The organism is Legionella sp. W05-934-2, assembly GCF_964199965.1.
In the GTDB taxonomy this organism is placed as follows: domain Bacteria; phylum Pseudomonadota; class Gammaproteobacteria; order Legionellales; family Legionellaceae; genus JAFIFT01.
In genome coordinates this window covers 167,261-190,293 of the sequence record NZ_CAXMZT010000007.1, presented here as the reverse complement: position 1 = coordinate 190,293, position 23,033 = coordinate 167,261, and the positions used below count along the sequence as shown (strand labels likewise).

Here is a 23,033-nt window from a genome sequence, read left to right as displayed (position 1 = left end):
AAGTTATTTAGAAGTCTTGTGGTTGTAAGAATTCAGGTTTAGTGAGACTATGTACAAAAATTTGCAGTTTCCAGAATGGTTCAAAGGATATAAAAGCTGCATTGTTATAAGGATGTAATGCGATATGTCAAAAAAAATGACCCTTATTCGAAATTCGTTGTTTCTATGTTTGTTACTTGCTTCTCGATTCTGTTACCCAAGTCCCCCGTCGTTTTTAATTGGTGCAGGCATATATGATATTACGGGTGCTGCCGCTGAAATTAATATGATGGGTTATGCCAAGATGAACCAATTTGCTAAGGGCCTCCACTCACGCCTTTGGTCTCGAGCATTTATTATTGCCTCGCCAGAAACCGGGAAGCGGGTTGTTTTTGTCAGTGCTGATGTGGGAATGATTTTTCAATCGGTAAAACAAGGCGTCATAAAAAAACTCCATGAACAATATGGCGACTTATACACGGATCAAAATGTCATGATTAGTGCGACACATACCCATGCTGGCACGGGAGGATATGCATTTGAGACGTTGTATAACTTTACAATTCTTGGGTTTTATCCAGACAATTATCGGGCGATTGTCGATGGCATTGTGAAATCGGTTGCCCGAGCACATAAAAATCTTGAACCGGGGAATATTTATATCGAAGCCGCTGAGCTGACCAATACCAGCAAAAATCGCTCCCCAGATGCCTATTTAAAAAATCCCCAAAAAGAACGCGATCAATATCAATACGACACGGATAAATCAATGACATTGATCAAGTTATCGAATGCCCATGGGGAGCCTATTGGAACCATTAATTGGCATGCCGTTCATAGTGTCTCTATGAGCAGCAATAATGTCTTTTTAAGCGGTGATAATAAAGGCTATGCCTCTTACCTTTTTGAAAAAAGTATGCACAGCAATTACCAACAAGAAAAAACCTTTGTGGCGGCCTTTGCACAGGCTAACGAAGGGGATGTTAGCCCCAATATTTTTGGGAGCTCATCCGCTAGTAATTGTGATAAGATGAGATGCAAAGATATTGAACATACCTATGCAATCGGTAAGCGGCAATACAAAAAAGCAAAAGCATTATTTAACGAAGCAGTTACCCCAATTGGTGAAGGGGTAGATTACCGTCATCAGTATATCGATATGGAAAATACACTCATCGCGCCAGAATTTACGGCAGGAACGGTTGAACACACCTGCCAAGCCGCATTAGGCTATTCCTTTGGCGCCGGTACTATCGATGGCTCCGGCTTAGATGATATATTTCATCAAGGCCAATTAGAAACAAATCCATTCATTTCATTAATTCGAGATATCATAAAACAGCCAACGGCTGCTCTGGTTGATTGCCAGCATCCTAAGCCGATTCTGCTTGCCGTTGGCCAAAATGAGCCTGCGTGGGTACCGCATAATATGCCCATTCAAATCGTTAAAATCGGTGATTTAGTCATAGCAGGTGTTCCTGGCGAATTTACGACGATGTCTGGCCGGCGAGTCAAAGCATTATTACATGCGCTCTTTCAAGAGCAAGCAAAGCACGTCGTCATCGCAGGGCTTAGTAATTCCTATGCAGGTTATGTTGCTACCCCAGAAGAATATATGCAACAAAACTATGAGGGAGGGTCGACCGTATTTGGCCGATGGACGTTACCGGCTTATCTTCAAGGGTTTAAGCAATTAGCTTTGGATATGTTATCTCACAGAGAAAGTGAGCCAGGCCCTTTGCCTGAAGACCTCAGCTATCACACTGGCAATCTTATTCCACCAATTGTATTTGACGATGTTCCCGTGACACTCAATTTTGGCAGTGTTCATAAAGAGCCAAATAAACAATACCAGCGCGGAGACCTTGTTCATGTAATTTTTTGGGCAGGGAACCCAAGAAATCATTTTGAAACCATGAACGGTTTTCTCGAGGTACAATTTAAAAATAAAGCAGGGAGATGGGAAACAATTGCTCATGATTGGGACTTTGATACCCTGTATCGATGGGAGCGAATTTTTATTGCCTACGCCTATGGGCATGTGTATTGGAAAATTCCAACCGATATCCTGCCAGGCACGTATCGGATAAAACACGCTGGCCATTATAAATTTGGTTGGAATGGAAAAATTTACCCCTATGAAGGTGTCACAAAAACGTTTACGGTAATTTAGGCGCAAATTTTGAAGTATGTTGGCTAGTGTCAAATTCGCCAATACCATTTCTGCGTATATCATATTATGATGTCAAATCACGTTCGATTGGCAGTTCATTGAGGCCTTCTTTAGGAATGATAATGCAAACGTCATCTATTCAATCAATCCCTTCTGAGTTTGAGCCGTGGCGGGCGCCTCATCTTTTATCTAACCAATTTCAGTTGCTAGCTAAGTTAATCAACGCACTGAATGCCCAATGCCAACCTGAAATAGTAGATGATAAGCTATTCATGACCAATGAATGGGAGACAAAAGTAATTGAAGCATTTTCTCATCCCATGATGCCGTCATGGATAGCCCTGGCAAAATCCTATTACCCTTTTTACAAAATAAATGATAATGATAAGGTTTTAATTGAATCGCTCGAGCATAAATTAGCGATTAAAACGGCCGATTTTCAATCGTTATCAACCCTAATAAAAGCGATATTTTTAAGCCAGTATCCGAAGGTTAACAGCCAATATCAAACACTGATTGATAATCTTGAAACGGCCTTGGCAAAGCTAACGGCTGTTGCATTAACGACCCCCCGTTTGATTAATGATGCTCATCAATACGATAAAAAACAATTTGAGGAAGCTGGACCTTCCATGTCATCCAGCATTAATCCCATCGAGACCATTTTGCGTCATCTAATGGGTCTTGAAGAAGCCGATAAATCGATTGTTATTGCTGCCTCCGCATTACTTATCCAAGTCAAGGAGGTAAAATCGCATTTTGCTCAGTTGAGCTTAATGCAAATGCTAGAAAATTCTAAAAAGGATGCAATGCAATTACAACAACAGCTAGCGAAAGCTAAGCATGGGGAATTAACAATAGTGGGTGATAACGACGATGAGGATTTTGGGGAAGCACCAACTAGGCTGCTCCAGTCTTGGCAATCAAAAAAAGAGCAACAAGCGTTGATAACAGTAAATGAACTACAAAATAAAATTAGTCAGTATTATGATCATTTAACCCAGGGTATGGCTGGAGCAATCAATAATAAAAAAGCCTATGCTAAAATAGTCATCGTCACTCGTCTGAAAAAAGATCTTGAAGAAACGAGCGTTTTGCCAAGCCTTCGTATCGCGTTGTTTGAAAGGCATCTCAAGGAAGCAAAAAAACAACTTGCAAAACATCGTGATCCCATTTGGGTTAGATTTCTCCGAGACTGTTTACGAATTCTGTTGTTGGCATTTTCAGGGTTAGCTATTTACCGAACCTTAACCAATCAACCCGTTAATTTTTTTAAGCCGAGTCACGGGCAACGATTGGTAGAAGAAGCACTTCAGATGGCACAGGCTCAATTTGGAGAGCCTTTCCAAAGCTTAAAAAAGGTATAAACTCGTTTATTTTATCTTGATAACAAATAGGTGAACAGTTGCTTGCAAAGTTCAAATGAAAGGTCTAAGTTATAGATGGAATCTAATACAATAAAAGGAATTTGTGATGAAAAAATTACTCTTAGTAGTCTGTTCGTTGTTTCTGTCCTTCAATTTGCACGCCAGCGATATGACTGGGATGCTAACTAAAAATTCAACTAACCCTATCAATGAATACCAGCGTTGGTTCGACTATGCGAAAAAACATCAAGTTCTTCATTTAAAGCACGCATCGCTCGCTACCATTGATAATGCAGGATATCCACATCAAAGAATGATGCACATCTTAGGTGTCTCGGATAAAGGTTTCCTGTTTGCAACCCACACGAATACGGCTAAAGTAACGCATATGAGGGAAAATTCAAAAGCTTCTTTATTATTTGTATGGAGCGTTGGCAACGAGCATATTCAAATAAAAGTGACTGGCGAAGTCAAAGGCAAAGGCTTGGCTAAAACACGGATTAAAGATACACAAAACAAAGCGAAGTTCTATGAATATGAATTAGTACCGGTTTCTGCTCAGTTTGCTATAACAGATAAGTCTAAGGACATGGTTCAAACAAGCTATGTTCATTATGTCAAAGATGGCAAGGGGCAATGGAAAGTGGACCATTCTAACTATGCCTATCCAAAAGTAAAACCGTAGCAGGCAAGACGATTTTTGATAAAATAAGGCCGAGCATTGCTCGGCCTTTTGTTTTTAAGAAGTTGGACTCAGTGGAGATCAAGAAACGACACTAGGGCATTCCCTAATGTTTCGTTTTTTCATTACTATAGCCAAGCAGCCACTCTTTACTGACATCCAGCTCGTTGGCGACTTTTTCAATGGCGTTAGCATCAAAAGCGCTGATGCCAGATAGCATGGCTTCCACTTTAAATTTAGGAAGCTTGAACATCTTAGAGCAAGCATGCACGCGTTGGGTCATTAATTCAGGCACACCAAGCACATCTAACTCGTTATTTAGTCTTTCAGTGAGTTTTTTATTTGACATGGTCTTCTCCTGTTAGCTTTTCTTATAGTTTAATGACTGAAGCTTAAGGAATTATGAATAATCACGGGAACGTATTAGTTCTGTGTTTTTTGTCCTGTACAGAGTCTAATGTTCTATAATTACGGCAGAGTGATTTGTTGGAATGGCAATGGTCGTCTTAATTGTGAATGGTTGCTATTACTATTATGATATTCAAGGGGATGGAGAAGAAACCATCTTGTTTTCACATGGGCTATTATGGTCGGGGAAAGTATTTCAAGCGCAAGTTGAACATCTTAAGAAGAAATACCGTGTGATCACTTATGATCATCGAGGGCAGGGTCGGTCTGAAGTGACGGAGGCAGGGTATGATATGGACAGTTTATGTGATGATACTATCCAGCTAATTGAGCGCCTCGGATTTGGGAAAGTCCATTTTGTCGGACTATCGATGGGCGGTTTTATCGGTTTGCGCGTGGCTGCAAGAAGACCTGACTTAATTCAATCGTTAATTTTGATGGGAACCTCGGCACAAGCTGAGCCCTACTCATTGAAATATAAGGTTTTGATACTCCTTCTCAAGTTATTTGGCATGAAATCTGTTTCTCGAAAGGTGATGAAAATATATTTTGCCGATAATTTTCGAAATGATAATGCTCGGCGCGACCAGTATGAATTTTGGAAGCGAGAAATTGAAGCAAACCCCAAAACAGTGATAAAAGCAGTTGACGGGGTCTTAAACCGAAAAGGGGTTGAGTCTGAATTAGCCAATATTCGCTGCCCTACGTTGATAATGGTGGGAGACAATGACATGGTTACACCACCGGAACGGGCTAAACTAATTCATCAACATATCGACCATTCTATTCTGAAATATATTCCCAATGCAGGTCATACACCGGGTATTGAAGAACCAGCTCTTTGTAATCAATACATCGATGAGTTTCTTGCATCACAGCACGCTCACTAACTTCCCTCTTGCCAGTCTTTTCGCTAAACATGTTTTTCGTGAACATTTTAGGCACTCGGTGCCACACATCACGATATAATTTCATTTCAAAAACCCCTCTCTCACTCTCTCCCCGTTTCCGGGGAGAGGGGAACAATGAAGGAAGTTATTTAGAAGTTCTGTTGAATATTGATAGGAGTTTGCCATACTTAGAGAGTACGATTCCAAGGAGGTGAATCATGGCTTTTTTAAGGACCGCAAGTCAATGTTTCGTTTTTCTCTTCATTCTTCTGTCAAACCCCCTATATTCGGCTCCGAATACCGGTGGGACAAATTCTGATATGAAAGGCGTGTGTGAGCTTGCAGGCGGAACCTTTACCTCAACAGTCGAGGGGACCTGGGCTTGCTGCTGGGATAATTGGGGATGTTATGGGTGTATCCAAAGCGTTTGTAAAATGAAATGCCACACCCAACGTTGTCGCAGAGCGAATGGTCAGTCGAGTATATTACAACCGGGTGAAATAAGGATTAAAAAAACGTTTGGTCAAGATATCGTTGTCCCAAGAGTTTCAACCAATCCAGCGCCAGATAAGCCAAAACCCTTGAAACAAGATAGCTCGACGAGTAAGCAAATGCAGTAGATAGGTTCTTAGCAACTGATTGCGGGTATATTTCAAATCAATTTGCAAGTAACGGTGACAGGGAAGGCGCTTAAATCGGTGACTTCGACGGTTGCCCAACCTGAGGCTGATACGGTGATAGACTGGCCATCGCTAACGGTCATGGTGATTTCTTGACCTTCTTTCACAGGTTGGCCGTTTACCGTGCCGCTTTGATTTTTCACAAGTGCTCGAAATGTGGCGGATTGATTATCTAATTTTACCCGGCATTCAGCGTTGACAGACCAAAAAAACGGGTTGCTGAAGGATTCCATTTTATTCGGATGAAATTGATGAGAGTATTCAACCAGTTCTTCCGTGTTTTGAGCATAGCTACTCGACACAAATAGTACTACAAAAATGAAACCCATTATTTTGTTTAACATACGCTATCCTAACTTCTTAAAAAATTAAGAATAAGTCAGAACTTTCTAAGGAACAAGCTTTTTTTCAATCGGTTAGGAGATAGGCGGGTATAAAAATACGTTAACCTTTCTACCGGACAAAAGAGAATCGGCGAAGCCGAGGCCTTTTTTAATTTTGGCCGGCACAATTCTGACTCATCTCTGTGCAGGACAAAAAATAAAAATGTCTCGGCTTCACCAAGTAATTCCCGCATTCCACTTTGTTGCATGCGGGCTACATTTTAAAAGTAGCCCGTATGAAGGCCTTTGGCCGGAATACGGGGAGCATCGGCGAAGACGATTCCTTGTGCCAGGAATAAATTAATCTTGATGTCATTGCCACCCAGAGCTTAGCAACGACTGGAGTAATGCATTTTGTCCCGCGCATAGCTGACTCATAATAAATCACCGTGCTCTTAATAAAACCTTAAGGTTTTGTTTGTATAATCGCTGGCCAAAATCCATCAACCTGTTTAATTACTAGAGAAGATTATGCCAAATTCACCATCATTCACTGAAAACGATTATCAGCCAGTTGAAACAACACCATTTTATGCCAGATTTTTTAATAACTTTCGCAAATGGTTCTCAGAGCATCCCTACTACGCTGGATTTCTTACTTTCTTAGTTTTATCTGTCGCTGTGGTAGCAACTATTATTGGCCTAGGGCTGCTTCCTATCGGTTTTGGATTGGTGGCAGCACCTGCTGCGGCAATTGCAATCACAGTGGGTTCTGCCATTGCAGTGGCTGGACTATTAACAGCTGGGTTTGCGCTGACAAAATTCGTGTATAACCGTATTTTCAAACAAAGCGCGACCGTTAAAGAGTTAACCGATACGCCTCAGGCGACTTTAGGGGGTAAGGAAGTTCTTGAGGGTGAGCTAGAAAGTTCTTCGCTCAGCCTAATGGGCAGTTTGCTTTTGGCCGACCCCAAAAAGGGTGCCAATGAGGATGATGAGTTAAAGCTTGGGAATAGCTCTCAACAAGAAGGCGAGGAGGATCAAACGACTGCTAAATCTCCACAAGATGAAGAACAAAATGATGAAGAAGAAAATGATGAAGAAGAAAAATTGGATTCAGGAACAACTTCACCCCAAAGTACCACCGCTTCGCCTGTTAGCACACCAAGCACTTTAGATGGGCAAACTAGTGAAGAAACCAAATCAAGCCAAAGCTGGTATCAAAACTATCTGCCTTCTTCGTTGTCTACCGTTGGCAGCTACATGCCTTCTTGGTCTACCGTTGGCAAGGTGTTCGTGGTGTTGCTAGCCGCCACAGCTACTGTTCAAATCGGCAGGAATGCTTTTGGGACTGCAAGCGTTGGTAATGACCTGCCTTCCGATGGAATGTGCCCACTATACCCACCCATGGAAGGCAATGGGACGCTTGGCAATTATACGATGGATAGCCAGTATTGCTATAATAGTCCGTTTATAGACGTTCCCTACTCAACAACGAGCGCGTTCGTTGGCAGCGACACAGCGACTACAGCCAATACACCAAACACAGGCACCGTGACTCAATACGATCCGTTATTTGCATTTGAATCGCAGATTAGAGATAGCATTATGAAAGACGTTGATTTGAAATTTCAAGCTGCGAAGCTAGAAAGTGATGCTAAAATTTTAGAGCTTGAGCAAGCTGTTTCGCAAGTGAAAACAACCGCTGAGCAACAGATCAATGAAGTGAAAGGTGAAGCGACCAAAGCAAAAAACTGTGGGTTAGCGCTCGCTGGAATCGGTGGATCAATATTCCTTCCACCGCCTTTAAACGCGGCGGGTCTTGCTACTTCTGCAGCATATGCGACTGCGAATTGCTTGTAATCAAATATTAACTAGCAACACTTCCTTTTTTTGTCATTTTAAAAAATCCCGGTATTCCATGTTCCGGGATTTTTTTATGCCCATCCAAAGAGAAAATTCTAGTTTGTCAAATGATAGGAGATATGAGATTATCCTACGCTTAAAACTGCAAAAATAAAATTTAATAAGGAAATTTATGAATAAGCGTTTCTTACTTGCCACCACGTTTTTCCTAATCACATGCGCTTTATCAGGTTGTGGTACAATTTTTTTGGCATAATGGTGATGTGTTTTAGGATTAAGGATATGAAAAAATCAGTATTGTGGATGGGCAGTGCACTCATGTTGTTCAGTGCTTCTGGGTTTGCCATAAACCAAGACCTACTCGGAATCTATATCGAAGGAAACATCGGTTATTCCTACATTAAAGAAAAAGTGATTAATTCAGGGAATGATAACAATGATGGCGTTGGCTGGAATGTCAATGGGGGTTATCAGTTTGATCCCAATTGGGCGGTGGAAGCCGGGTTTACCCAACACACCGATGAAACCTTTGGAGGAGGACTAAGGCCCCCAACAGGTAGCGAAAATCATGTGATAGATGCGGTTATCAAAGGGATTTACCCGTTGGTAAATTCGGTACATCTTTTCGCAAAAATCGGACCTGCCTGGGTTCATCATACCCTCAATAATGCCGGCATTGTCACAGGCACACATACCCGAGTTGCTTTATACGGTGGTGTGGGTGGTGATACGGCTTTGACACGAAACTTGTTGTTAACCGTGCAAGTGAATGGCAGCTCTAAAGGGGGTAATGTGCCAGCGATGATTTTAACTTCGGTTGGCTTAAGAGTGATGGTATAACCCAAGCAATGTCTAATTAGCCTTAAGCAAACTAGCCATTTTTTGAGATACACATCCCGTTGAGAAAGTATGTTTTGGTTGCGTTACTAGCGTAGACTAGGAAAAAATTTTTTATAAGCATCTCAAGCAGAATCTGCTACTCATCAAAATAATAACATTCGATTCATCAACCCCTCATCCGCCCTTTTGGGCACCTTCTCCCCATGTCTGGGGAGAAGGAAAATGAAGGAAATTATATTGAGGCACTACCTAGATCTCCCTTAGTGATGGCGAAGATTAACGTTACTTTGTGTTTTCTCGGATTTAGACTCTATTGCTTCATAGCATTGCGATTGTAAGTCTCTCACCTGCGTTAATGATATGTTTTGAGCAAGTTTATGTTGTCTTAAATAGTCGGGCAGTAAGGCTATGATTTCCTCTTTTTTATTGTGATCGCGTATGCTATCGGAAGCCAGATAGGAAGGGATTTCTATAATTGTATTTCGATAAGCTAAGTCTATTTGTTTCAAAATCTCGTTGTGGACAACTTGTTCGGGAGTCGCTTTTGAAAAGAAGTCTAAAATCGAGGCTTGCTTATAGTTTTGTGGCACTTTAATGCGATTTTGCAGAATGTCCCGATATAATTCATCTAATTGCGTTGCCGCAACGATTGGATTATCGCTCAATTGAGAAAGCAAGGTTTTTTTGAAGGTATCTTTGGTTCGACTAAAATTTGATTCGGTAAGGCTTTCTAAGTAGTTAATCGCTGGGCGCAATTTGGGTTTGTCATTCTGTGTTATGAGAGAGAGGCTATAACGGAACCAACCTCTGGCAATGGCATAATCTATCGCTGTATTTCCAGAACTATCTTTTGCTGTGAAATCCACTTTATAAGTGGCTAATCGTTGGTTAAGGTCAATCAGCTCTTTTTGACTGCTCGATATTTTATAGTCACTCATGTTTTCAATAGCATAACAAAGTGGCGTTTGTCCTTTTGAATTGGTGCTATTAATCAAGGAGGGTTCCTTTGTCAAAATAGCTTCGATGGCCGGGATATCTAAATTGACCATGGCAGCATGGAGGATCGTATTGCCTTTGTTATCCACAGGGGCTTTTAAATCAATGTTATGCTTGATAATCGGTAATAAACTACGGTTTCTGGCTAAGCGGATAATAGGACTTTCCCCCGCTTTATTTTGTTGGAAAAGCAAGGTAGGCGCTTCTTTCATCTTCAACCCTTCAATAATTAACTCGGGTTTTGACGAAATAGCGATAATATGAAATAGATTCTCACCACTGGGGAATGTGATATTGACGTTGGCATTTTTTTTGGCAAGAAACGCTATCAACTTAGAATAGTTGAACAAGGCTGCTTTTAATATCGGTGTTGAGCCATCACTACTAAAAACGGTATTGATATCCATGCCAGCAGATAGAAAACGATCCACAATGTCAGGGTCTCCCAGGGCGAGGGCATATCGAAATGTTGTTTCGTCCTTTAATAAACCAGGGATTTTAGTAAGCATCCTATTAAACATTTCAATATCCTTGTGATTGGCTAAGAGTGACAAGGTTGTTTCATCGATTCGAGGGCCCGTATCAATCAAGGTGGTCATGACCGCTTTTTGTTTGGTTTTACAAGCAAGTGACATGGGAGAATGGCCAGCCGAATCAGTCACATCGACTTTGGCTCCAGTGGTAATCAATAATTGAACAAGCTCTAGGTTGCCGGCTTCCGCGGCATAATGCAATGCGGTTTTCTGGTCTTTATCTTGCTTATTGAGGTAATCGGGATTATCGATTAATAACATTTTAATTAAGTCACTATTTCCAGAAGCGGCAGCGTAGTGCAAGGCTGTTTTACCTTGCTGATCTTGAGCGCTCAGTAATTTGAAATTTTTTAAGATAGAGGCATTGCCAACCAATAGCTCGGGGTTATTATATTCGGCGATGTAATGCAAAATTGTTTTGCTGGAATAGTCTTGAGCGGTACTATCTGCCCCATTTTTAAGTAGCAGATCAAACATGGTTTTATTGTTGGTTAGGGTGGCAATATGCAAGGGTGTCCTTCCTACATACAGTGGCGGTGCACCCTCTGGGATAATGCGGTTAATGTCTTTTTTATTGTTTGAAATAATGTCAGCCAGTATCCCGTCCCCTGTTTCATACACAACTGCCCAATGGAGTGGGTAATCTTTCCCCAGCGAAGAAAATACGGTTAATACCGCTTTGTCATCGACCTCTATCGTTGAATGGGCTTTCTTGTTAGTCGTTAATGTGGCGTAGGATGGGCTTTTGAATACATCTAAAAAATTGGAACTAGCGCTTTCTTGAAAACCGTAGAGTGATAGTTTTTGGCTGGTCTTATGGGCGTCAATGATGTGAAGTGTATTATACATAGACTCTTTGATGACGTGGGCTAGTTCTTCACTACTATACAGATCAAAGACATTTGGTTCATAGAACGTCGCAGGCGGCAAGCCTTCTTTCATTAACATGATATTCATCAAGATATTCACGAACGTTCTGCCATTGGCATCTTTGAAAGGATGCAGTATTTCATAATATTTCGTATACCTTGCGATGATCGTTATTTTTTTATCAAGTGTGTCGGCTTGTTGTATCTCTTTATTGTAAGAAGCGGTTAAAAAATGAAGTATTTCTTCGACGTTGTCTCTTGGTGCGATATAAAAATGCGTGCTATTCTCGTAACCATCTAGGACCATTTGTTGGTAGATAGCTAATCCTAGGTTGTCGATATTATGGGGTTTTTTTTTCGCTTCTTCTAATTGATTGGTGCTGATATGAGCTGCAAAAACAGAGGGAGTTCCTGGGCCAAATTCTGCATTTTTCATTAAAAATTCAATGCCTAATAACTCGGCAACGCCTTTGGACGTTGCTTTACTGGCAGGAATTGCAAATGATACGGTTTCATGATCTCGTGGTTCTCCGGGACTTTTATCTTCTAATTCAGTCACACCTTTGCCGCAGCGAGCATGAATTTCTTTGATTAACTCCACGCTAATGGCGAAATCTTTGGTCTCATTCGCTTTCATAGCAAAGTAGAATAAACTTTCAAGTCCTGCACTGAGACTACCAGCCTCCCTTTTTTCATAGCCTTCCCAACCCTTTTCTTTGGCCCAAAACCGCCCATCGACAAATAATCGCCACAGGTCTTTGGTGGGATAGTTAGCTAAATAGGTTAAACCGGGTAATGAGGGCATGAATGAAATGTCATAAAATTCACTTATTTAAATTATAGTCCAAACGAATAAATAAAGACCAAATGGTTAAATTTTAGGGTGTAATGTTGATAAAATGGTAAAAAATAGTCTAAAACAAGCCGTCAGGCATGTGTAAATTATATATTTTATGGTATCATTATGAACATTTTATTGGGTGATGGAATTTTCGTGGAATGGTTGTTATTTTTTCAAGCCCATTCGTAATAGTTAAGCTAATGACCAGGAATTTAAATGAGGCATACTGAGGTTTATTCTGAAAGTGGAGTCATCGAAGTCCAATCGAAGTCAATGTTAAAAACAGAAGAAGAGAATGGATATAGCTATTTCGGGAACGCTTTTTATGCCTTGAGTCGTTCACATAATCAAGGGATGCTCATTGGATCAAGCTACGCCTTTCAGCAACAAGACATTGCCAAAGAGTTAGTGTTAGACGCGGCAGCGATGGCGTTTAATTTTGATGACCGGGGTGTTATTGATGGTGGAAAAATGGCAACAGCGGATGGCTTGGGCGGATCGGAAGAAGATCAGGATGAATCCAAAAGCATTGCCAAGATTTCGCAATATGCCTGCGCTTATTTTGTTAAAAGTAGAACCAATACAGATACCGCTTTATTTAACATTGCTGCCAATTCGGTAAACCTAGCTTTACCGCGCACCACCGCCCAAAAATACGATTCAACATGTGCTTTAGCGACCACACAGTTTGACTATCAACAAAATGGCACTTATCGAGTGGAGTTAGCGAATGTTGGGGATACCTGTATTGTGGTGCTTGATGCCGATGGAAAAGTGAAGTATCAGGTATCGGCAACCCAATCTTTTCGCGGGTTTGGGGTTTGGAGTCCCAACTCAGTGCAAATGCTGACAGCTAGCCCCAACAATCTTGCTGAAATTTGTCAGAAGGAAATCTTAACCCTCAACCAAGGCGATATCATTCTTTCTATGTCAGATGGCATATGGGGTGAGTTGGAAGTCGAGGTGGCGAAAAAAGCAAGTGAATCAAAGGCGTTAAAGCTTGCTCCGGACGCTTTGTCAAGCTTAATTGCTGGAAATACTCAACAATCCATTTGCCAACTCCTGGCGGGGATTGTGGGTGCAGCTATGGCTAATTCTTTGCAAAAGAAAAATACGTTAGTAAAAATAGTGAACGGGTTAGAGAAAATCAATTTCCCCCCAGAGATACAATTCATCGATCAAGTGATGACCTATTTAACAAAAAATAATTTGAAAACACTCGCAGATAAGCTGTATCAGTTGCTTTTTGAGAATGGGGAAGGAGATGGGATGGGCTATTTTAAAGAAAAAATAGGCTTAATCCCTTTAACTTATGTGTTGCAAGATTTAAAAAACAGAACACTAGGCGATTGTTCAACGATTAATGCCGTACGCCTGCCTTATCGGCTGGATGAATTGATACGAGCATTCATTCGTTATCCAAAAAATCAATTAACACTCTTAACTGAAATAAGCGGTTATTCCCGGGACGAACTCATGATATCTATCCAACGATTAGCGAATGAGAGAACAATAACTCAGCCGAGGATGAAGGCAGCTAACCAACAATTTGGATTGGTTTTTGAGCCAGCTATTTTAGAACAAACCTATCAATTACTGAATCACTATTTGGCGATTAACCAGATTCTCAAAACGGCGGTTAATAAATCAGACGCGCTCAAGCAAGTCGATGCCTATCTTGACAATGTCCCGTCGAATTTGTTGAAGCATTTCCTAGTGCTCATCAAGCCGAAAATTAAAGTGGAACATCGATTGTTCGGCATGTTAAGGAAATCAGACGAATATACCCAGTACCAGGCCATCATCAAAAAATGTTCTGATCGCATTGATAATGAATCGAATCTAGCGCCTAACAGCCAATCATCAAACAATGGCCAAGGTGCAACGAACCAGCCAAATTCTTTTTAGTATTGAAAATACATAGACCAAGTGACAATGATCGTTTCGTCAGTCCTGATCGATTGAGACTTTATCGCCATCTCAGGTGAACTAATCCAAAGGCCTCAGGAAATAGTATTAAAATATAATACGAATAGAATAATTATTCTCATCCTTTATAGCATTAGTTGATTATATTTAGACTGAATCCTAATATAAGTATATGTTAATCCATTCCACGATTATGTCTACTTTAAGATGGTAGTCCAAGCTGACGAACAGAGGTTTATATGAAACTAAAAGGCACGAACAGTTTTATCCCCTACCTGGTGTTGGTATTTTTCAATACCTTTATCGATGTGGGCCATAAAATTCTCATTCAAGATACGCTATACCAAACGGCTAATAGCGCTGACTACACCATTTATTCAGCGATCATTAATGGCCTTATTTTACTACCCTATATTTTATTGTTTACGCCGTCAGGTTTTATCGCCGATCGTTTCTCCAAAGCCAGCGTCCTTCGGGTAACTGCTGCCGCAGCAATCCCTTTAACCCTATTGGTATGCTGGTGTTATTATCAAGGTTATTTTTGGGGTGCTTATGGCCTAACGTTGCTGCTTGCTATCCAGTCAGTAATGAACTCCCCGGCAAAATATGGCTACATCAAAGAAATATTTGGAAAAGAGCAGTTGACACAAATCAATGCCATTGTGCAGACGTTAACAATAATTGCCATATTGGCGGCGACATTTGTGTTTACTTCGTTGTTTAGTCATTTTATTCAGGGCGCTGGCTTAAAAAATAGCCAAGATAAGACGTTAATTTTACAAGCGTTTGCACCGATGGGGTTTTTGCTCGTTGTCTTTTCAACCTTTGAAACCTTGATGACCTTCCGTCTTGTTAAAAATGCTGCAGTCGATCCCAATTCAACTTATGAAATTAAGGCATATTTTAAAGGGAAGTATTTGCAAAATTATTTGGAGAAAGCGCGTCATCCGAAAGTAATTTTTAGCTGTATCGTTGGTCTATCATTATTTTGGGCTATTAATCAGGTGTTACTGGCAAGCTATGGCGCCTATTTAAAAGAGCACGTGGGCAATGTCGGCGTCCTGTTTGCCCAGGGGTCATTAGCCATCGGTGGGATTGGCATACTGCTCGGTGCACTTTATGCGGGCAAGGTTTCAAAGGGTTTTATCGAAACCGGTCTTATTCCAGTTGCGACCATTGGTATCACCGTCGGATTATTTATCTTACCGTTACTGTCAGGGAAGATGGGTATTGTCTGCCTTTTTTTGATCTATGGATTTTTTGGTGGCATGTTGGTAGTCCCTCTCAATTCACTCATTCAATTTAATGCGCCAAGAAAGGAAATTGGGAAAATATTAGCGGCCAACAATTTTGTTCAAAATTGTTTTATGTTTTCTTTTCTTATTCTGACAGTGGTTTTAGGTATATATCAGGTCGATAGTCGTTGGTTGATCAATGGACTATTTGCAGTGGCTTTTGTTGCAGCGGTGCATACGATAATTACCATGCCTCAATCCTTAATTCGCTATTGCCTGTATGTGGTGACCTCCAAATTTTATCGCGTTTATGTCCACGATTTGAAAAACCTACCTTCTTCCGGTGGTGTCTTATTGCTTGGAAATCATGTGAGTTTTATCGATTGGGCAATTTTACAGGTGGCATGCCCTAGACCTATTCGCTTTGTGATGGACCGTTCAATCTATGAAATGAAATATTTATCTTGGTTTTTTAAGTTTTTTAAAGTGATTCCCATCGCAAGAGGTGCTTCCCATGAAGCATTACAAACTGTCCACGATGCTTTGAATAATGGGGAAGTGGTGGCGCTCTTTCCAGAAGGTAGGTTAAGCAAAAATGGCCAAATTGGTAAATTTAATACGGGGTTTGAGCGGTCTGCTCAAGATGCCAATGCGGTCATCATACCTTTTTATCTTCATGGCTTGTGGGGGAGCAAAGCTTCCTACGCTTCAAGAGCACAAGGAAAACAAGATAAGCTTAAAGATAGACGCGTTCATGTGGTGTTTGGTGAGCCGTTAGCTATCGAAAGCAAAGCCCCCGTTGTTTTGCAAAAAGTACAAGAGCTCTCAATCAAAGCATGGAACCGTTCAATCGAGAGCATGGGTAACTTACAAACCGAATGGCTCAATCGAGCAAAAAAATCAGCCAACGAAATAGCGTTGGTCGATGATAATGATAAAGCATACAGCTACAACCAATTAGCGGCAGTTACACTGTTTCTCAAGGCAAAATTAAAGCCTATGATTGAAGAGGAACAAGCGATTGGGCTGTTGCTTCCAACGCAAAGTGCGGGCGTCATTGCTAATTTAGCCGTTTTAGCTTCCGCCAAAACGGTGGTCAACTTAAATTATACCGCCACCGATGAAGCCCTGCTTCATGCTGTCAAGCAGGCCAATATTCAGTGTGTTATCACCTCGAAAGCCTTTATAAAAAAATTAACCTCTAAGGGATTGCATGTTGATAGCTTAAGCCGAGTGGTGCAGTTTATTTATTTAGAAGATTTAATCCATGTAAACAGCAAAAAGGCCATTATTTATTACAGCGTATTGCTAAAAATTCTCCCTACCTTTGTTATTCGACCTTTGTTTTTGCAATCGGCGCCCATTGAAAGCACAGCAGCTATTCTATTTAGTAGCGGCAGTGAGGGCAAACCCAAAGGCATTGAATTAACCCATGCTAACCTATTGAGCAATATTCACCAGGTCTCCGCAGTCATTGGTATTAAACCCGACGATAAAATGCTGAATTGTCTGCCGCTATTTCATGCCTTTGGTTTAACTGTGACAACGTTATTGCCGTTAATCAAAGGAATACCCATGGTCTGCCAACCCGATCCGACGAAGTCCCTTGCACAAGCTAAGCAAATTTTTCAACATCGCATCACTATTTTTTGTTCCACGTCAAGCTTACTTGGGTTAATGTGTCGAAACCCCAAGATTCATCCCCAAATGCTTGCCTCTTTGCGGTTTGTGATTGCTGGGGCAGAAAAACTTTCTAACCAAGTTCGTCATGAGTTTAAAGAAAAATTTAGTCAAGAAATCTATGAAGGATATGGTGCAACCGAAGTTTCTCCAGTAGCTAGTTGTAATTTACCAGATGTCATTTCAAAAGAAGATTGGCATATCCATCATGCCAATAAGGTTGGAACGGTGGGGCTGCCGTTGCCTGGATGTGCTTTTAAAGTGGTTGATCCTGAAACATTCGAAGAACTCCCTATCGGGGAAGCCGGATTAATTTTGATTGGCGGGACACAAGTCATGAAAGGGTATTTGAATGATCCTGAGAAAACCAAGCAAGTGCTAATAAAAGCTCAAGATTACAGTTGGTATAAAAGCGGGGATAAAGGCTATCTGGATGAAGAAGGCTTTTTAACCATCGTTGATCGATATTCACGTTTTGCTAAAATTGCAGGCGAAATGATTAGCTTGACCGAAGTGGAGCAGGCATGGCAGAACGCTTGTGGAAGTGGAGAAATGGCATGCATGGCAATCGCGCTCAATGATGATAAAAAAGGGGAAAAATTAGCACTGCTCTATGCGGGTAACCTGGATGAGGCAGCGGTAAAACAACGACTACTTCAATCCCCACTTCCAAAGTTGATGTTGCCTGAAATCATTATGCAACTCTCTGAGCTGCCAAAATTGGGCAGTGGCAAAAAGGATTATTTGACGGCAAAACAGTTATTGACGGCTGTGCAAACAACACCTCTACCTGAATAAAGGGTGTGAGGGTAGTGGGCTCACCGCTACATGCCCTCACGTTTTAAATCATCAAATAGTTTGGGGGCCCAAGGACGCATTGCAATGAGAAGTGCGGTCCCATGGCGATTTTCAATGGGGACGCCTTTGCTTTCCTTGCAAAGGGCAATAAAATCATTGGCTAACTGTCTTAACGCATGTTGAAATCTCAGATTATCAGCTTCATTGAGCATCCCATTTTTTAACAAATAAAGCTCATTGGGTTTGTCAAATTGGCTTTGAAAAAAATCATCTTGAATCGTTTGCTGAAAGAACCGTTGGATAGGTCCATCGCTAATCCATTGGAAATTGGGATCAATTAAGCGTTTGAATCGATTTCCGGGTAACAGTTCAATGATTTTCATGTGATCTAACTTTGCAGCTAAGCGAATGAGCTCATGCTCGGTTAGCCTGTAATAGTGCAAAATTTCATCAAATGTCCAATGGTTTAAAACACAAATGGTCACCAATAAAAGGTGCTGATTGGATATGAGTTCTTTTTCTTGCTCATAGCTTAACTGGCGGATATAGGCTTTTTGCTCTTCGATTTGTTTGAATACATCGGATAAACTGATTTTCATCAACTGACATATTTCTTCCAAACGGCTAAGATTAATATCTTTCTGGCTAAATATTCGTTTAACACTTGCTTCCGATAACCCAAGGCCATCTGCCAGTTTACGGTAAGTTAGGCCTTGCTGGCGAAGTAACTTTTTTAGTAAAACAAATAGTTCATTTGTTTCTTTCATTGGCAAAGAGATGTCGGTGATAACCATTGTGGTATTTTATACTTAAGATACTTGAAAATGCTAGTAAGCGCTATCCATTGGGCGCACCCGAGTATAATCTTGTAAACTCGTTCTCTTCATTTTCCAGGGTTGCTGAAACGCGTTCTTGGGCAACATCAAGTGCTCGCTTAAACAGGGGGTGGGGGTAGTTTTCGACTAAATATGCCCAGGCGTCACAGGCATCGTGTGGGGGGGAATAGTGGCTTGAAATGGTGGACATATCAAACACTTCTCCATAATATTGTGTCGGATCGCTCGAGAAACAATGGGCTGCGTGTTTCATCAATTCGAGATAATGTAACTGCTCTTCCAGGGTATGTTGTGTGTATTTGGCAACTTGCGTACCAGGGGTTGCTTCAATCAATGGGTCGTCTTCGTGGTCGTTAATTTCTTGGCTGAGTATATCGTGTAACAATTTTTGTTTGACCACCCGCTTAATTAAGTGATCGTTGCCATCGGCTTGAAAACTAAAATCCACTTCTAATTTGCAGTGGGCTAACCAGTTTTTGGTGAAAATATAGTCAGATAATCTGACAGCGCCACCTTGAATAACCCACGCATCGACGACAATCAGGGAGCCAGGATCGATATTTTTTAAATGGATTGATTTTGACGAAGGCAAATCGCCAACAACCACAAAAGTATGGGGAATTGCGTGATTTTTTATTTTTAAGCCACATATACGAATTGGCGTGTTAATCGGCAAGATTGCTCGCAATAGGCATGCAACCACAAAGGCATGTTGATCACAAGCGCCAGTGAGGCTCATCATGGCTGAAGCGGCATTTCGTGGGACAAAATTTATATTGTGTACTGATTCATATTTGGGTTGGTGATAGAAAAACTTTTGTTTTTGATCCTGATTAAATAAAGAAAACCAGTCGGATTTTGGTTGTGTTCGAGGCGGTTTCGGATCGTTGATGGAGCGATCCGTGCGACTTAAATAGAGCCAGTTGTCTCGATATTTTCCGGCAATCTGGGATTTGCCTTTGCTAAGCACGATATCGCTCCAGTTGTTTTCTGCCCCTAAAGCTAATAACGCTTTTGCGCATCTTGCGACGGCGTCACATAGGCTAATCAACGAGGGATGAGAATATTGTTTCTCAACCTTTATCATTTTTGTGTTGTTAGGTTCATTATGAGCGTCACTATCTTTGCCGCATTGAGTAGGCGATTTTCCTTTCGTGTGTGTACTTTTAAACATATTGGCACCTAACATGTCAAATTTTTCTGTCAAAAAGGTGAATAGGTTATCAAACATTCATTAAGGATTTATTAGGGGTTTGGCTTGGGGTCCCATAAACCTTTGTACCGGACAATTTCATAATAGCTTCGCGTTGCTCGCAGTGACGACGAAGTTAGTTCGGAACGTTTTTCAGGACCTGTATAAAGGCTAGCAACGACGGAGCTATTATGAAATTGTCCGGTACAAAGCCCATAAACGTTAACGTGTAAATTAATTGCTATTTCATGGGGAAGTCCTGTCCTTGCAGGAATTAAATTTCGGTGCTCTTGCAAAAATGGGATATACTAAATGCCGTTGAAACAATTGGTTAAGGACTGATATTGAAAATCTGGATCGATGGGGATGCATGCCCGGTTGCCATTAAAGAGATTATTTTTAAAGCGGCAAAACGGACAAACACACTGACTACTATCGTTGCCAACCATTTTTCAAAGCTACCTCCGTCACCGTATATTAAGCGCCAGTTGGTTGAGGGAGGTTTTGATGCAGCAGATAATGTCATCATTGCCCAGGTGAGCGTCGGTGATTTAGTCATTACTGCGGATATTCCTCTGGCTGATGAGGTGGTTAAGAAAAACGCACTTGCTCTGAATCCGCGGGGTCAATTGTATACAGAGCAAAACATTAAACAAGCCTTGGCTATGCGTGATTTTCATACCTCATTAAGAGATAGCGGTATTCAGCAGAGCGGTTCTGCGAAGTTGAGCTCTTCGGAAATCCGCCAATTTGCAAATCAATTAGATAGACTACTGGCTAAAAGTCATAAATCCTGACATTGCTAAATGGTCGATATTAGGAAATATGCCTACTTTACAAAACGAGTCTCATGCGAAGTGCAGATTCGCCATCGGCATAATAATTGTCAATCGTTTTAACATCAACAAATCCAAATTTGTGATATAACGACTGGGTATTGGGATGGCCTGAGCGAACTTCCAGGGTGCAGTATTCGTATCCTTGTTCCTTTAATTTTTTGAAGAGTTCAACCAGGAGGTTGCTGGCAACATGAGCCCCTTGATAGTCAGGTAACACGGCTAATGAATACAGTCTTGCTGTCTTGCGATTAAGTGGTGTAAAACATAACCCATAGCCTAACACGGTTTGAGTATTTTTATCATAAGCAACATATAAGAGACATTTCGCTTTGGTGATCATATAACGCATTTGCCGCTTATTAATCTTATCGGTGGGAAAACAAGTATTTTCGATAAGGACAAGGTCGGATAAATCCGTTATTTGAGCTTTTCTAATCATCAATTGAACGGTCATTTTCCTCGCCCTCTCGCCTCAAGCCTCGTTAAGAATTCAGACATTATCTGCATATATAGTTCATGGCCGAGATATTGATCCTCAACATGATGATCAACGCTTGGGTTATCATTCACTTCAATGACATAGGCATGCTTATTTTTTACTTTAATATCAACACCGTATAATCCATTGCCAATCATTTTACAAGCGCGTAGGGCCGCATTGAGCACAATGCGTGGCACTTCAAAGGTTGGCAGGCAATCATAACTACCTGATTCAAGTTTTGATTTGCTATTATTATAAATTTGCCAGTGATTACGGACCATATAATAACGACATGCAAATATGGCACGCCCATTTAACACACCAATGCGCCAGTCAAAATCGGTGTACATATATTCTTGCACAAGCGCTAAAGCGGAGTTTTCAAAAATTTTCTCAAGCTTTTGGATGAGCTCTTCTCGGTTGCTTGCTTTGTATACGCCACTCGAAAATGAACTTTCAGGCATTTTTAACACAACAGGGTAATTGAACTCGTTTTCAATCTCATCGATCAACCCTTTATTAAAATGACTGACAATTTTAGTTTTTAAACTGTTCACTTTATTATAAGAAAACGCATCATGTAGAAAGACTTTATTGCAGCATCGTAAAATTGAGGCAGAATCATCAATGACAACCATGCCGAGTTTTTCTGCCTCACACACTAAGCGATAGGTATGGTGATTGATAAACGTCGTTTCACGAACAAACAGGGCATCGTATTGGCTTAAGTTAAATAAATTATCGGCAGTCACGATGTCTGCTTTTATTCCCAATTTGGCAGCCGCTTTCACAAATAGATTGATTGCACTCTTATTGCTAGGTGGCGTTATTTCATTGGGATTGACCAGTATCGCCATATCCCAACGGTATTTTTTATTTTGGACGCGATATTCGCGGGATGAAATATTATTGTCTAATAGTTGACTAATAAATTCCCGTTGCTCGAGGTGAGACGATTTATTCAAGCAGACACGTTCAATGTTGAGCGTTTCTGGAATAATGCCTTTGGTAATCTTAATAATAGGCGTTGGGTAGAGCTTAAAAATATTTTTCGCTAATCTTGAGATGGCATTCTCGGTTGATTTTCCACCTAATATATATACAGGAAACTTATCCTCATTATTTTCCAGCCAGGCAAGTTCGTTGGCTGGGCATATTTTTTTGTTGAGAATGATGCGAATTCCTCCGCGCATATCATTGAGGGTATTGGCAGTTGGGATGACGAAATGATTTCTTGCTGCAGCCAATAACGAACAATAATACCCTTCGCTTAAGTACTTGTCGGCATCGCATAAATTGATGACGTTTACTTTCGCTTCATTAATTTTGGGATATTCATTGAGGTAGGTTTCAAAGGTAATAACGGAATCGGGGAAATAATCAATTAGCTTATTTTGGGAGTTATCCACTACTAATAAATCATGCATTTTGAATCCTGGAAAGTTTCAGTTTAGAAGGCGATATTAATTGTTATAACTTATAAAGCGATTTACTGTACAGCGCCAAGTACGACTTTTTGTAAAGGGATTGTTTTTGTTGTTTCAGCGCAGTATTTTCGTGGCTTTGTTGAGACTTGGTTTATTATAAATCTAATTT

Annotated in this window: 17 protein-coding genes; 10 read left to right on the top strand and 7 right to left on the bottom strand. The window is 40.9% G+C overall.

The genetic code is table 11. From position 1 onward, the window contains the following. The first annotated feature begins 124 nt into the window (after window positions 1–124). The 3 genes from AB3348_RS09865 (at window position 125) to AB3348_RS09855 (ending at window position 4,204) form a co-directional block, all read left to right on the top strand. Window positions 125–2,152 carry a neutral/alkaline ceramidase gene (locus tag AB3348_RS09865; RefSeq protein WP_367607440.1) on the top strand — a complete coding sequence of 676 codons (2,028 nt, stop codon included), beginning with the start codon at window positions 125–127 and terminating at the stop codon, window positions 2,150–2,152. A gap of 122 nt (window positions 2,153–2,274) precedes the next feature. Then, a complete protein-coding gene (locus AB3348_RS09860; protein ID WP_367607439.1) occupies window positions 2,275–3,519 on the top strand; it encodes a hypothetical protein in 1,245 nt (414 codons plus the stop codon). 106 nt (window positions 3,520–3,625) lie between these two features. Beyond that, window positions 3,626–4,204: a pyridoxamine 5'-phosphate oxidase family protein gene (locus tag AB3348_RS09855; RefSeq protein ID WP_367607438.1), complete on the top strand. Its 579-nt coding sequence runs from the start codon at window positions 3,626–3,628 to the stop codon at window positions 4,202–4,204. Window positions 4,205–4,307: 103 nt separating this feature from the next. Here the strand turns inward: AB3348_RS09855 and AB3348_RS09850 are convergent, their stop codons facing one another. Then, on the bottom strand, window positions 4,308–4,550 hold the full coding sequence (locus AB3348_RS09850) for a hypothetical protein (RefSeq protein ID WP_367607437.1): 243 nt from the start codon (window positions 4,548–4,550) through the stop codon (window positions 4,308–4,310). Window positions 4,551–4,698: 148 nt separating this feature from the next. On the opposite strand from AB3348_RS09850, the gene AB3348_RS09845 reads away from it, so the two are divergent. Continuing rightward, window positions 4,699–5,499, top strand: a complete 801-nt coding sequence (locus AB3348_RS09845) for an alpha/beta fold hydrolase (protein ID WP_367607436.1) — start codon at window positions 4,699–4,701, stop codon at window positions 5,497–5,499. 218 nt (window positions 5,500–5,717) lie between these two features. After that, entirely contained in the window at window positions 5,718–6,119 is a 402-nt protein-coding gene (locus AB3348_RS09840) for an acetyltransferase (RefSeq protein WP_367607435.1), read from the top strand. Window positions 6,120–6,151: 32 nt separating this feature from the next. Here the strand turns inward: AB3348_RS09840 and AB3348_RS09835 are convergent, their stop codons facing one another. After that, entirely contained in the window at window positions 6,152–6,523 is a 372-nt protein-coding gene (locus AB3348_RS09835; protein WP_367607434.1) for an Ig-like domain-containing protein, read from the bottom strand. Window positions 6,524–7,033: 510 nt separating this feature from the next. Here AB3348_RS09835 and AB3348_RS09830 point away from each other — a divergent pair. Beyond that, window positions 7,034–8,365, top strand: a complete 1,332-nt coding sequence (locus AB3348_RS09830; protein ID WP_367607433.1) for a hypothetical protein — start codon at window positions 7,034–7,036, stop codon at window positions 8,363–8,365. A gap of 285 nt (window positions 8,366–8,650) precedes the next feature. Beyond that, window positions 8,651–9,208, top strand: coding sequence for a porin family protein (locus AB3348_RS09825; RefSeq protein WP_367607432.1), 558 nt, complete (start codon window positions 8,651–8,653; stop codon window positions 9,206–9,208). A gap of 260 nt (window positions 9,209–9,468) precedes the next feature. On the opposite strand, the gene AB3348_RS09820 is transcribed toward AB3348_RS09825, so the two are convergent. Next, window positions 9,469–12,411 carry an ankyrin repeat domain-containing protein gene (locus AB3348_RS09820; RefSeq protein ID WP_367607431.1) on the bottom strand — a complete coding sequence of 981 codons (2,943 nt, stop codon included), beginning with the start codon at window positions 12,409–12,411 and terminating at the stop codon, window positions 9,469–9,471. Window positions 12,412–12,663: 252 nt separating this feature from the next. On the opposite strand from AB3348_RS09820, the gene AB3348_RS09815 reads away from it, so the two are divergent. Next, window positions 12,664–14,355 carry a protein phosphatase 2C domain-containing protein gene (locus tag AB3348_RS09815; protein WP_367607430.1) on the top strand — a complete coding sequence of 564 codons (1,692 nt, stop codon included), beginning with the start codon at window positions 12,664–12,666 and terminating at the stop codon, window positions 14,353–14,355. Between the two features lie 260 nt (window positions 14,356–14,615). Beyond that, window positions 14,616–18,089, top strand: coding sequence for an acyl-[ACP]--phospholipid O-acyltransferase (locus AB3348_RS09810; protein ID WP_367607429.1), 3,474 nt, complete (start codon window positions 14,616–14,618; stop codon window positions 18,087–18,089). 26 nt (window positions 18,090–18,115) lie between these two features. On the opposite strand, the gene AB3348_RS09805 is transcribed toward AB3348_RS09810, so the two are convergent. Both AB3348_RS09805 and AB3348_RS09800 read right to left on the bottom strand, forming a co-directional pair. Next, on the bottom strand, window positions 18,116–18,856 hold the full coding sequence (locus tag AB3348_RS09805; protein WP_367607428.1) for a helix-turn-helix domain-containing protein: 741 nt from the start codon (window positions 18,854–18,856) through the stop codon (window positions 18,116–18,118). Window positions 18,857–18,926: 70 nt separating this feature from the next. Then, window positions 18,927–20,099: a hypothetical protein gene (locus tag AB3348_RS09800; protein WP_367607427.1), complete on the bottom strand. Its 1,173-nt coding sequence runs from the start codon at window positions 20,097–20,099 to the stop codon at window positions 18,927–18,929. Between the two features lie 362 nt (window positions 20,100–20,461). On the opposite strand from AB3348_RS09800, the gene AB3348_RS09795 reads away from it, so the two are divergent. Further along, complete coding sequence (locus tag AB3348_RS09795; RefSeq protein ID WP_367607426.1) at window positions 20,462–20,914, top strand: YaiI/YqxD family protein; 453 nt, start codon at window positions 20,462–20,464, stop codon at window positions 20,912–20,914. 37 nt (window positions 20,915–20,951) lie between these two features. Here the strand turns inward: AB3348_RS09795 and AB3348_RS09790 are convergent, their stop codons facing one another. After that, complete coding sequence (locus tag AB3348_RS09790) at window positions 20,952–21,410, bottom strand: GNAT family N-acetyltransferase (protein ID WP_367607425.1); 459 nt, start codon at window positions 21,408–21,410, stop codon at window positions 20,952–20,954. Next, window positions 21,407–22,864 (bottom strand): RimK-like ATPgrasp N-terminal domain-containing protein, encoded by a 1,458-nt coding sequence (locus AB3348_RS09785; RefSeq protein WP_367607424.1) that lies wholly within the window; start codon window positions 22,862–22,864, stop codon window positions 21,407–21,409. The genes AB3348_RS09790 and AB3348_RS09785 overlap by 4 nt, the downstream gene beginning before the upstream one ends. Window positions 22,865–23,033 lie beyond the last annotated feature (169 nt).